Source organism: Ectopseudomonas toyotomiensis (genome assembly GCF_900115695.1).
Taxonomy (GTDB): Bacteria; Pseudomonadota; Gammaproteobacteria; order Pseudomonadales; family Pseudomonadaceae; genus Aquipseudomonas; species Aquipseudomonas toyotomiensis.
In genome coordinates, this window is the sequence record NZ_FOXK01000004.1 from 96,394 (window position 1) to 107,821 (window position 11,428).

At 62.2% G+C, this 11,428-nt stretch carries 9 protein-coding genes; 1 reads left to right on the forward strand and 8 read right to left on the reverse strand.

Translation table 11 applies throughout. The features are described 5' to 3' along the window. Window positions 1-111: 111 nt before the first annotated feature. The 7 genes from nuoH to BM186_RS09275 all read right to left on the reverse strand — a co-directional run bounded on the left by nuoH (window position 112) and on the right by BM186_RS09275 (window position 8,654). On the reverse strand, window positions 112-1,104 hold the full coding sequence (gene nuoH, locus BM186_RS09245) for an NADH-quinone oxidoreductase subunit NuoH (protein WP_072424102.1): 993 nt from the start codon (window positions 1,102-1,104) through the stop codon (window positions 112-114). Then, entirely contained in the window at window positions 1,101-3,809 is a 2,709-nt protein-coding gene (gene nuoG / locus BM186_RS09250; protein WP_074914852.1) for an NADH-quinone oxidoreductase subunit NuoG, read from the reverse strand. The genes nuoH and nuoG overlap by 4 nt, the downstream gene beginning before the upstream one ends. Window positions 3,810-3,867: 58 nt before the next feature. After that, the gene (gene nuoF / locus BM186_RS09255; protein ID WP_074914854.1) at window positions 3,868-5,214 is read right to left on the reverse strand and encodes an NADH-quinone oxidoreductase subunit NuoF; all 1,347 of its coding nucleotides are present in this window, start codon (window positions 5,212-5,214) and stop codon (window positions 3,868-3,870) included. Continuing rightward, a complete protein-coding gene (gene nuoE, locus BM186_RS09260; protein ID WP_074914856.1) occupies window positions 5,211-5,705 on the reverse strand; it encodes an NADH-quinone oxidoreductase subunit NuoE in 495 nt (164 codons plus the stop codon). The genes nuoF and nuoE overlap by 4 nt, the downstream gene beginning before the upstream one ends. Before the next feature lie 2 nt (window positions 5,706-5,707). Beyond that, a complete protein-coding gene (gene nuoC, locus BM186_RS09265; protein WP_074914858.1) occupies window positions 5,708-7,489 on the reverse strand; it encodes an NADH-quinone oxidoreductase subunit C/D in 1,782 nt (593 codons plus the stop codon). Between the two features lie 63 nt (window positions 7,490-7,552). Continuing rightward, on the reverse strand, window positions 7,553-8,230 hold the full coding sequence (locus BM186_RS09270) for a NuoB/complex I 20 kDa subunit family protein (protein WP_037055875.1): 678 nt from the start codon (window positions 8,228-8,230) through the stop codon (window positions 7,553-7,555). 10 nt (window positions 8,231-8,240) lie between these two features. Continuing rightward, window positions 8,241-8,654, reverse strand: a complete 414-nt coding sequence (locus BM186_RS09275; protein WP_024308132.1) for an NADH-quinone oxidoreductase subunit A — start codon at window positions 8,652-8,654, stop codon at window positions 8,241-8,243. A 581-nt stretch (window positions 8,655-9,235) separates the two neighbouring features. Here BM186_RS09275 and BM186_RS09280 point away from each other — a divergent pair. Continuing rightward, the gene (locus tag BM186_RS09280) at window positions 9,236-10,633 is read left to right on the forward strand and encodes a pectin acetylesterase-family hydrolase (RefSeq protein WP_074914861.1); all 1,398 of its coding nucleotides are present in this window, start codon (window positions 9,236-9,238) and stop codon (window positions 10,631-10,633) included. Between the two features lie 45 nt (window positions 10,634-10,678). Here BM186_RS09280 and BM186_RS09285 read toward each other — a convergent pair whose 3' ends face one another. Next, on the reverse strand, window positions 10,679-11,335 hold the full coding sequence (locus BM186_RS09285) for a hypothetical protein (RefSeq protein ID WP_074914864.1): 657 nt from the start codon (window positions 11,333-11,335) through the stop codon (window positions 10,679-10,681). Between the last annotated feature and the right edge of the window lie 93 nt (window positions 11,336-11,428).

Below are 11,428 nucleotides of genomic sequence, written 5' to 3' on the forward strand. Positions count from 1 at the left end.
TCATGCTGCGTTGAAGTCCACCTCAAAATGCTCATGTACTACTCGTACACTCCGCTTTTTCGGCGAACTTCGCCTTGCCTGACCTTCGTTCGCTGCTTTGTAAATCTCCTCTTACTGGGCCGTGGCCAGCACGACGGCGCCGGTCACCAGCAGGTTGATCAGGGTCAGCGGCAGGCAGAACTTCCAGCTGAAGGCCATGACCTGGTCATAGCGCGGGCGTGGGATGGACGCGCGCAGCAGAATGAAGATCATGATGAAGAAGGCCGTTTTCAGCGCGAACCAGAAGAACGGAATCTGCGGCAGGATGCCGAACGGGCCGTGCCAGCCACCGAAGAACAGCGTTACCAGCAAGGCCGACACGGTGACGATGGCGACGTACTCGCCGACGAAGAACATGCCCCATTTCATCCCGGCGTATTCGATGTGGTAACCATCGGCCAGCTCCTGCTCGGCTTCCGGCTGGTCGAACGGGTGACGGTGGGTCACCGCGACGGCAGCGATGAAGAAGGTACAGAAGCCGAAGAACTGCGGAATGATGAACCACAGGTTCTGCGCCTGGTAATCGACGATGTCGCGCATGTTGAACGAGCCGACCTGTGCCACCACGCCCATCAGCGCCAGGGCCAGGAACACCTCGTAGGAGATGGTCTGGGCCGAGGCGCGCAGGCTGCCGAGCAGGGCGAACTTGTTGTTGCTCGACCAGCCGGCGAACAGCACGGCATAGACCGACAAACCCGCCATGGCGAAGAAGAACAGGATGCCGATGTTCAGATCCGCCACGCCCCAGGTCGGGGTAATGGGGATGATGGCGAAGGCCATCAGCATCGCCGCGAAGGCGATCATCGGTGCCAGGATGAAGATGAACCTGTCGGCGAACGGCGGCGTCCAGTCCTCCTTGAAGAACATCTTGATCATGTCGGCGGCGATCTGGAACATGCCGAACGGCCCCACACGGTTGGGGCCGTAGCGATCCTGCCACCAACCGAGCAGACGCCGCTCGACGAAGCTCAGCAGCGCGCCGCAGACCACCACCACCAGCAAGATGACGATGGCCTTGAGTACCGCGATGACGATCTCGATTAGTTCGGGCGTCAACCAGCTCATTGCGCGGCCTCCTGCAGCATGGTCACGCTGGCGCCTGTGACCGCTGCCGGAATGCCCGGCAAGCCAACCGGCAGGCCGACCAGACCGACGGCCAGGTCATCACGCACCTGCAGCGGCAGGCGCAGCGCCTGGCCGTTGATGCGCACGGCCAGCAGCGCACCGTCGTTCACGCCCAGGCGAGCCGCTTCCTCGCGGGCCAGGGCCACGTAGGGCTCGGGCATGCGCTCCTGGATCGGTTTGGCGCGCGCGGAGTTTTCCTCGCTGCCGAACAGGTGGTGCAGCGGCGCCACCTGCCAGGTGCCGGCTGCCGGGTTGAACGCAGCGTTGACGGCGAACCAGGGCAGGGCGTTACCGGCGGCTTCGAGCAGGCGCACGCCGGGGTCGCCGGCGCGTAGATGGCCGCCGACCTCGTCCTGGAACTTGTTCCAGGCCTGCGGCGAGTTCCAGCCCGGCGACCAGGCGAAGGGAATCTGCTGCCGGTCTTCCTTGCTGCCGGCATAGCCTTCCATGGAGAAGGCGAAGGCAGTGTCCTGATCCTGCGGCTGACGCGGCTCGTGCACGCTGATGTTGGCGCGCATGGCGGTGCGCCCACTGTAGCGGTGTGGCTCGCGGGCGAGCTTGAGTCCCTTGATACGGAACGAGGCGCTCGGCGCGGCGTCCTTGATGCCGGCCAACAGCGGATTGCTGGCGGCGCAGGCCTCGGTGACCTGATCCAGCTGCGTCCAGTCCAAGGCCTTGCCTTGCAGGGTGCTGTGCAGCGCGTGCAGCCAGCGCCAGCCTTCACGGATCAGGATGCCGGCGTCGTAGTAGCTCGGCTCATAAACCTGGAAGAAGCGTTGGGCGCGACCTTCGAGGCTGACCAGGGTGCCGTCGCCTTCGGCGAAGGAGGCCACCGGTAGCAGCAGGTGGACGCGTTCGCTGGTGGCGGTACGCTGGTGATCGGCGACGATCACCACCTGCGCGGCGCTGAGCGCGGCATCGACCTTGGCGGTCTCGGCGCGGCGGTACAGGTCGTTTTCCAGCACGATCACGGCATCGGCCTGGCCGTTGCTCAGCGCATCGAGCGCGGCATCGACGGACTCGCCACCCAGCAGTGCCATGCCCAGGCTGTTTGCTTCCGGTACCACCAGGCTCAGCGAGCCATTCTTCTCACGGTTCTTCAGCGCGCTGGCGATATTGGCGGCGGCTTCGATCAGGGCTTTGTCGCCAAGCGAGGCGCCGGAAACGATCAGCGGGCGTTGGGCTGCCAGCAGGGCGTCGGCGATGCGCTTTACCAGCGCTTGCGCCTCGGCTTCCAGGCCGTCGACCGCCGGTGCGCTCGGGTCGATGGCGTGAGCCACGGCGAAACCGATGCGAGCCAGATCAGCAGGGGCAGCGTGCACACTTTCGGCGGCCACGTCGTCCAGGCGGGTTTCCGTGACACTGGCGATAAACAGCGGGTGACGAGCATGCTGCGCAACGTTCTGCACGGCGGCCATGTGCCAGTCCTGAATGCGCGCACCGGCAGCGATCTCGGTGGCCTTGCCCTTGACCGCCTGGCGCAGGGCCAGGGCCATGCGTGCGGCGGTCTGGGTCAGGTCTTCGCCGAGGACGAAGATGGCGTCGTGCAGCTCGACATCGCGCAGGGTCGGCGTTGGCAGCGGGCCGTTTTGCAGGATGTCGCGGATCAGGCGGATGTTCTCCAGCTCGCCCGCAGCGATACCACTGTAGTAGTTGTCGGCACCCACCAGTTCGCGCAGGGCGAAGTTGGATTCCAGGCTGGCACGCGGCGAGCCAATGCCGATCACGCGCTTGCCCTTGAGCAGCTCGGCGGCCTTGTCCAGCGCGGCATCGATGCCGATGGCCTGGCCAGCCAGCAGCGGCTGACGTGGGCGATCCGCGTTGTTGACATAGCCATAGCCGAAGCGGCCACGGTCGCATAGGAAGTACTGGTTCACCGAGCCGTTGAAGCGGTTCTCGATACGGCGCAGCTCGCCGTAGCGTTCACCGGGGCTGATGTTGCAGCCGCTGGAGCAGCCGTGGCAGATGCTCGGGGCGAACTGCATGTCCCACTTGCGGTTGTAGCGTTCGGAGTGGGTCTTGTCGGTGAATACGCCTGTCGGGCAGACCTCGACCAGATTGCCGGAGAACTCGCTTTCCAGCGTGCCGTCCTCGACACGGCCGAAGTACACGTTGTCGTGCGCGCCGTAGACGCCGAGGTCGGTGCCGCCAGCGTAATCCTTGTAGTAGCGCACACAGCGGTAGCAGGCGATGCAGCGGTTCATCTCGTGGGCGATGAAGGGGCCGAGTTCCTGGTTTTGGTGGGTACGCTTGGTGAAGCGATAACGACGGGCGTTGTGCCCGGTCATCACCGTCATGTCCTGCAGGTGGCAGTGACCGCCTTCCTCGCACACCGGGCAGTCGTGCGGGTGGTTGGTCATCAGCCATTCGACGACGCTGGCGCGGAACGCCTTGGACTCCTCGTCGTCGATGCTGATCCAGGTGTTGTCGGTGGCAGGCGTCATGCAGGACATGACGATACGACCACGGGTGTCGTTCTCGTCGTTGTACTGCTTGACCGCGCACTGCCGGCACGCCCCGACGCTGCCAAGCGCCGGGTGCCAGCAGAAGTAGGGGATATCGAGTCCGAGGGACAGGCAGGCCTGCAGGAGGTTGTCTGCACCATCGACTTCGAAATCTTTGCCGTCTACGTGGATAGTGGCCATTTCTTTGAGTCTTCGTTTACCCGCTGATTAAAGCGGCTGGCTAAGGGAATTCGTCTGTTCAGCTCGTACTTGCCGGCATGCGGGGCGTGGTCGCCACCTGGGCCACACCGGCCTCGAACTCTTCACGGAAATACTTGATCGCGCTGCCCAACGGCTCCACGGCACCCGGCGCGTGAGCACAGAAGGTCTTGCCCGGACCGAGGAAGTTGACCAGGCCGAGCAGGGTGGCGATGTCCTCGCGGGTGCCTTCGCCACGCTCCAGGGCACGAAGGATCTTCACGCTCCAGGGCAGGCCGTCGCGGCAAGGCGTGCACCAGCCGCAGGACTCGCGGGCGAAGAACTCTTCCATGTTGCGCAGCAGCGAGACCATGTTGATCGAGTCGTCCACCGCCAGCGCCAGGCCGGTGCCCATGCGCGTGCCGACCTTGGCGATACCGCCGGCGTACATCTGCGCTTCGAGGTGCTCGGGCAGCAGGAATCCGGTGCCGGCGCCGCCGGGCTGCCAGCATTTGAGCTTGTAGCCATCGCGCATGCCGCCGGCGTAATCCTCGAACAGCTCGCGCGCCGTGACGCCGAACGGCAGTTCCCACAGGCCGGGGTTCTTCACCTTGCCGGAGAAGCCCATCAGCTTGGTGCCGTGGTCTTCGCTGCCCGGACGGGCGAGGCCCTTGTACCAGTCCACCCCCTGGCCGACGATGGCCGGCACGTTGCATAGGGTCTCGACGTTGTTGACGCAGGTGGGCTTGCCCCAGACGCCGACAGCAGCGGGGAAGGGCGGCTTGGCGCGCGGGTTGGCGCGGCGGCCTTCCAGCGAGTTGATCAGCGCGGTTTCCTCGCCGCAGATGTAGCGGCCGGCGCCGGTGTGCACGAACAGCTCGAAATCGAAGCCTGAGCCGAAGATATTCTTGCCCAGCAGGCCGGCGGCCTTGGCTTCCTCGATGGCGCGGTTGAGGTTGGCCGCGGCGTCGACGTACTCGCCACGCAGGAAGATGTAGCCGCGATAAGCCTTGAGCGCGCGCGCGGAGATCAGCATGCCTTCCACCAGCAGGTGGGGCAGCTGTTCCATCAGCATGCGGTCTTTCCAGGTGTTGGGCTCCATTTCGTCCGCATTGCACAGCAGGTAGCGGATGTTCATGGATTCGTCGGCTGGCATCAGGCCCCATTTCACCCCCGTGGGGAAGCCTGCACCGCCGCGACCCTTGAGGCCGGATTCCTTGACGGTCTGCACGATGTCGGCCTGGGCCATTTCGGTCAGTGCCTTGCGTGCGGCCGCGTAGCCGTTCTTCTGCTGGTATTCCTGCAGCCATACCGGCTGGGCGTCGTCACGCAGGCGCCAGGTCAGCGGATGAGTTTCTTCACTGCGGGTAATGCGGTTGGCTGGGCCGATGGAGGTCAGGGTTTTCATTTGTAGGCCTCCAGCAGCTTGGCGACACCGTCAGGTTGAACATCGCCGAAGGTGTCGTCGTCGATCATCAGCGCCGGAGCCTTGTCGCAGTTGCCCAGGCAGCACACCGGCAGCAGGGTGAAACGCTCATCGCTGGTGGTCTGGCCAAGGCCGATGCCAAGTTGCTTCTGCATCTCACTGACCACCGACTCATGGCCGCCGATGTAGCAGGTCATGCTGTCGCACACGCGAATCACGTGACGGCCGACTGGCTGGCGGAAGATCTGGCTATAGAAGGTGGCCACGCCCTCGACGTCGCTGGCCGGAATGCCAAGGATCGCGCCGATGGCATCGGCGGCGCCGTCCGGCACCCAGCCGCGGGCTTTCTGCACGATCTTCAGCGCTTCGATGCTGGCCGCGCGCGGGTCTTCGTAGTGGTGCATCTCGTGCTCGATGGCCGAGCGCTCGGTTTCGCTGAGAACGAAACGGTCTGTCTGGATAAGCGTGTTCATGATCAGCGGTCCACGTCGGCCATGACGAAGTCGATACTGCCCAGGTAGGCGATCAGATCCGCCACCATGCTGCCGCGAATCACCGAGGGGATCTGCTGCAGGTGGGGGAAGCTGGGCGTGCGAATCCGGGTGCGGTAGCTCATGGTGCTGCCGTCGCTCGTCAGGTAGTAGCTGTTGATGCCCTTGGTCGCCTCGATCATCTGGAAGGCTTCGTTGGCCGGCATGACCGGGCCCCAGGAAACCTGCAGGAAGTGGGTGATCAGGGTTTCGATGTGCTGCAGCGTGCGCTCTTTCGGCGGCGGCGTGGTCAGCGGGTGGTCCGCTTTGTACGGGCCTTCCGGCATGTTCTTCAGGCACTGGTCGATGATGCGGATGCTCTGGCGCATCTCTTCCACACGCACCATGCAGCGGTCGTAGGCGTCGCCATTGACGGCCAGCGGCACCTCGAAATCGAAGTGCTCGTAGCCGGAGTAGGGGCGCGCCTTGCGCAGGTCGAAATCGCAACCGGTGGCGCGCAGGCCGGCACCGGTGGTACCCCATTCCAGTGCTTCCTTGGTGTTGTACTGCGCCACACCGATGGTTCGGGCCTTGAGGATGCTGTTCTTCAGCGCCGCCTTCTCGTATTCGTCGAGGCGCTTGGGCAGCCAGTCGACGAATTCCTTGACCAGTTTGTCCCAACCGCGTGGCAGGTCGTGAGCGACGCCGCCGATGCGATACCAGGCCGGGTGCAGGCGGAAGCCGGTGATGGCTTCGATCACCTTGTAGGCACGCTGGCGATCGGTGAAGGTGAAGAACACCGGGGTCATGGCGCCGACGTCCTGGATGTAGGTGCCGAGGAACAGCAGGTGGCTGGTGATGCGGAAGAACTCGGCGAGCATCACGCGGATGACGTCGACGCGGGCCGGCACCTTGATACCGGCGAGTTTCTCCACCGAGAGCACGTAGGGCAGGTTGTTCATCACCCCGCCGAGGTAGTCGATGCGGTCGGTGTAGGGGATGAAGCTGTGCCAGCTCTGCCGTTCGGCCATCTTCTCGGCGCCACGGTGGTGGTAGCCGATCTCGGGCACGCAATCGACGATCTCTTCGCCGTCGAGCTGCAGGATGATGCGGAAGGCACCGTGCGCGGACGGGTGGTTGGGGCCAAGGTTGAGGAACATGTAGTCCTCGTGCTCACCGCCGCGTTTCATGCCCCAGTCTTCGGGGCGGAAGCGCGCGGCTTCTTCTTCCAGTTGCTGCTTGGCCAGGGTCAGGCTGAACGGATCGAATTCGGTGGCGCGCGCCGGGTAGTCCTTGCGCAGCGGGTGACCTTCCCAGGTCGGCGGCATCATGATGCGGCTCAGGTGCGGGTGGCCAGTGAAGGTGATGCCGTACAGGTCCCAGACTTCGCGCTCGTACCAGTTGGCGTTGGGCCAGATGCTGGTGGCGGTGGGCAGGTTGAGGTCGCGCTCGGACAAGGCGACCTTGATCATCACGTCACTGTTACGCTCCAGCGACATCAGGTGATAGAACACCGTGAAGTCGGCGTCCGGCAGGCCGCGACGCTGGGTGCGCAGGCGCTCGTCGACGCCGTGCAGGTCATAGAGCATCACGTAGGGGCGCGGCAGGTTGCGCAGGCAGGTGAGCACTTCGATGAGGCGCTCACGGGCGACCCAGAGGACCGGCATGCCGGTGCGGGTCGCTTGCAGGGTGAAACTGTCGTCGCCAAAACGGGCGCGCAGTTCGGCGACGACGTCCTGGTCGTCAGCCTTGTAAGGTGGTATGGACACAACGGTGTCTTGAGTCATGGTCTCGGTCGCTGTCGATCAACGTAGAAAGTGGGCGTGATGCTTGCGCAGGCAAGCATCGGCTCAGACTTCGTCGGGGCTACGCAGGTTGGTAACGGCGATTCGCTGCTCGCGTCGCTGTTCCTTCTGCGAAGGCATTTCGGCACGGTAGATGCCTTGATCGCCAACGACCCAGGATAGCGGGCGGCGCTCCTGGCCGATGGATTCCTGCAGCAGCATCAAGCCTTGCAGGAACGCCTCCGGACGGGGCGGGCAGCCGGGAATGTAGACGTCCACGGGGAGGAACTTGTCCACGCCCTGAACGACCGAGTAGATGTCGTACATGCCGCCGGAATTGGCGCATGAACCCATGGAGATGACCCACTTGGGCTCCAGCATCTGCTCGTAGAGACGCTGGATGACCGGCGCCATCTTGATGAAGCAGGTGCCGGCGATGACCATGAAGTCAGCCTGGCGCGGTGATGCACGAATGACTTCCGCACCGAAACGCGCCACGTCATGCGGGGCAGTGAAGGCGGTGGTCATTTCCACATAGCAGCAGGACAGGCCGAAGTTGTACGGCCACAAGGAATTCTTGCGCCCCCAGTTGACCGCGCCGTTGAGCACGTCTGAGAGCTTGCCCATGTAGATGTTCTTGTGAACCTGATCCTCTAGCAGCGGGTCGGAGACGACCTCCCGCTGGCCGATCGGATACGCCTCGTTGGGCGCATCCGGGTCGACCCGAGTAAGTTTGTATTGCATCGCCAAAGCCTCATTGTTTCAGCTTCGCCTGCCGTTCACGACGTCCCTGCGGTGCCCAATCGAGCGCGCCGATACGCCAAAGATAGACAAGACCTGCCAACAGAATTGCTATGAAAACTGTAGCTTCGATCAGGCCCGCCCAGCCGCTTTCGCGCACCGAGACTGCCCAAGCGAAGAGATAGAGGGCTTCAACGTCGAAGATCACGAAGAGCATCGCGACCAGATAGAACTTGGCTGACAGGCGCAGACGCGCGCTGCCGGTGGGAAGCATGCCCGACTCGAAGGGTTCGTTCTTGCTGCGTCCCCAAGCCTTGCTGCCGAGCAGGCTGGAAAGGCCAAGCATGAAGGCGATGAGCCCGCAGACACCCAGCAAGAACACAGCGAAAGCCCAGTTCTGGGACATGGTCGTTACCGCATCAGGCATGCCGGTACTCCTTGAATTAAGGAACGGCTTTTAATTTAGTAGCTGCCAAACACCGTCAAGGGCGCTGGCGCGAAGTGTGTATACAATACTATGTGCAGGCCAACTGTAAGTAAATTTTTCAGAGAAAAATTATTCGCGCAGTTTGACCGTTTCTGTCGAGCTTCTGATTGACTTGTCGCATCGATGCAATTCTGCAGTGAACCGCATGGGCCGACGTTTCAGGACTATAGCTGACAGCTCTGTTCTGGCAATTTCCAGGAGCCATTCACCTGACTAATCTGCCTCATTTCGAGATCTGATGAGCCTCGGCGAGATAAGCAATTCACTGCCACTTTGGTGTTAAGGCCAAAGCAGCAGAGCGTCGCGTTAAATTCCAATAGTGCATATTTAACGGCCTGCTCTATTACCAAATTTTATTCATTCAGTGAGGCTGCCTGGCTGATTTTGTACTAGCGTGCATGAATCGCCAGAGAGCGATATGCCATCGATCAAGCAGTGCCCACCATTCGCTGGGTCTGCGAAGTTGCCCCTGCCTGGGTATGCCGACCCTTCGTACGAATAACAACATGAGGGGTTTTGCCATGCCTGTTGTCCAGTCTTTGCGCCGTATTGTCCCCACCGTTCTGTTGCTAGCCCTGAGCGCGCCTGCCAGCGCGGAATTGGGGGATTACAGTTTCTGGCAGAGCCTGAGCAACCTGGTGTCGCCGCCCAGGGCCGATAATCCGGTGACGCCTGCGCAGCGTGTGGCGCCGTATCCCCTGTTGGCCAATCCGAGTGGCTTCAATAGCGGCTTCAATCCCGGCAATTACTACGGCTGGCAAACGATTCAGATGGCGCCACAGACCGGTGCGGTGTGCGGCAATGGCTCGCCCTACAAGTTCTTCATCAATCGAGTGCCGAACACGCGCAATACCATCGTTTATCTGGAAGGTGGTGGCGCCTGTTGGGATTACGCCAGTTGCAGCGGGCAAAGCGGCATACGTGGCGCGCGCAATCCCGATGGTATCGCCGACGACTACATGTCGCTGCTCAACCCCGGCGCCAGTCTGGTGAGTCCCTTCGTCGTGCGTCTGCACCCCTGGACGCGCGTCAAGACGCAGAACTGGAACATGGTCTATGTGCCGTATTGCACGGGTGATATCTACTCCGGCGACAAGGTGGCGGTATACGAAGACCCGCAGGGGGTAAATCCTCCGCTGGTGTGGCACCACAACGGCTTGCGCAACATGCGCGCGGTGGTGGGGTGGCTGAAGGACAATCTGCCGCGGCCGACCCAGATGCTCACCACCGGATGCAGTGCAGGCGGCGCGGGCAGCCTGACCAACTACGCCAACCTGCGCCAGGACATCGCGCCAAACCGGGGTTACCTGATCAATGATTCCGGGCCCGTCTATACCGCGCTGGCTGGCGACAACCAGGCTTATCCGTCCTATCCGTTGCAGACCCTGATCCGTCAGGCCTGGGGGCTGGATGCGGCGCAGGGACCGTTGCAATACCTGCAGGCGCGCCTGCCAGGCTTCAACAGCAACGATCTGGGCAGCCTGTATCCGGCGCTTTCGAGCAATCTGCCGGGTGATCGCATGGGGCATACGCATTTCTGGCAGGACCTGAACTATTCGTCCTATTCCTACGAGCGTTTCTACCCTGAGATCGTCAACGCGCCGAATCAGGCTACCAAGGAAGCACTGATCAAGCAGCGCTGGGCAACGGATACCACGCGTCTGCGCAGCCAACTGGCGAGCCTGGGCAATGTCGGTGGTTATTTCCCGCAATTCCGTAACGTCAACGAAAGCCACTGCACCAGCATCATCGAGTTCGCCAACTCCGATATCCAGGAGCAGAATCTGCAACTGGATAACTTCGTCAGCAGTGTTCTCGATGGCAGTGGGCAGGTACTGGATGCTTCGGAAAGCAGCGATGTGGCTGACCGCAACAAACCATTCAATCTGCTCTATTACCTGCTGGACCAGTTGCTCTGAAGCGGCGCGAAGGTAACGCGGCGGCAGCTTGGGTTGTTGCCGCGTTCAGCCATCCGGAGTTTGTTGGTAACTGCGCTCGCGAGCTTCTTGCAGGCGTTGCCTGAGGTACTGATCACGAGTGAGTCCATCGGGAATGTTCTGCAGGCCGAGCACTTCTTCGACGATATTTCTTTCCTCGGCCTTGTAGCGTTCGAAGTTCGGGTCAGATCGTTGCGCCAGTTTGGCCTCACGCTCAGTGCTAATGGCCTGGTAACGCTTGATCAGCGCTTCAGCGCGTCTCTTCTGCTCGGCTTCGTCTTCGCTGACTGCCTTGATCAGGGCGATCTGCAACAACAGGGCTTCGCTTAGCGCCAATTCCCCTCGCTGTTCCAGTGCATCGACGCCCTCACTCAACGCTTGCGCTTGTGCTTCGCGACTGCGGCTGTCGAGTTCCGTGGCGTGCTCGATGAACCCTCTGTAGCGCCGATGAAAATCCAGGCGGCGTTCCTGCTGCTGGACTTCGGGCCTGGCCAACAGGTGCATTTGCTCGGGGCTCAGATTGGCTGGGGAAGGCGAGGCGCTGCCTTGTGCGGCCGGTTGCACTGGTGTTTGCTCTGATGCTGAGGTGGCAGGTTCTTCGGCGTTGGGGCGTTGCCAGTACCAGGCGAGTGTCATGCTGCAAATCAGAATGCAGCTGCCGAACAGCAGAATGGAGCGGGGCATGAGCAGTCCTTGCGCGAGTCGATTGCCTTGCAGCTTAGAAGTTGCAGTCGCGTTTTGCCTGTCCATGCAGCGAATGGAGGGCCTGCCCTTTCG

Coding starts and splice junctions, on each gene's coding strand:
- BM186_RS09270 (WP_037055875.1), bottom strand. CDS start 8,230: ATGCAATACAAACTTACTCGGGTCGACCCGGATGCGCCCAACGAGGCG.
- BM186_RS09280 (WP_074914861.1), top strand. CDS start 9,236: ATGCCTGTTGTCCAGTCTTTGCGCCGTATTGTCCCCACCGTTCTGTTG.
- nuoG (WP_074914852.1), bottom strand. CDS start 3,809: ATGGCCACTATCCACGTAGACGGCAAAGATTTCGAAGTCGATGGTGCA.
- BM186_RS09285 (WP_074914864.1), bottom strand. CDS start 11,335: ATGCCCCGCTCCATTCTGCTGTTCGGCAGCTGCATTCTGATTTGCAGC.
- nuoC (WP_074914858.1), bottom strand. CDS start 7,489: ATGACTCAAGACACCGTTGTGTCCATACCACCTTACAAGGCTGACGAC.
- nuoH (WP_072424102.1), bottom strand. CDS start 1,104: ATGAGCTGGTTGACGCCCGAACTAATCGAGATCGTCATCGCGGTACTC.
- nuoF (WP_074914854.1), bottom strand. CDS start 5,214: ATGAAAACCCTGACCTCCATCGGCCCAGCCAACCGCATTACCCGCAGT.
- BM186_RS09275 (WP_024308132.1), bottom strand. CDS start 8,654: ATGCCTGATGCGGTAACGACCATGTCCCAGAACTGGGCTTTCGCTGTG.
- nuoE (WP_074914856.1), bottom strand. CDS start 5,705: ATGAACACGCTTATCCAGACAGACCGTTTCGTTCTCAGCGAAACCGAG.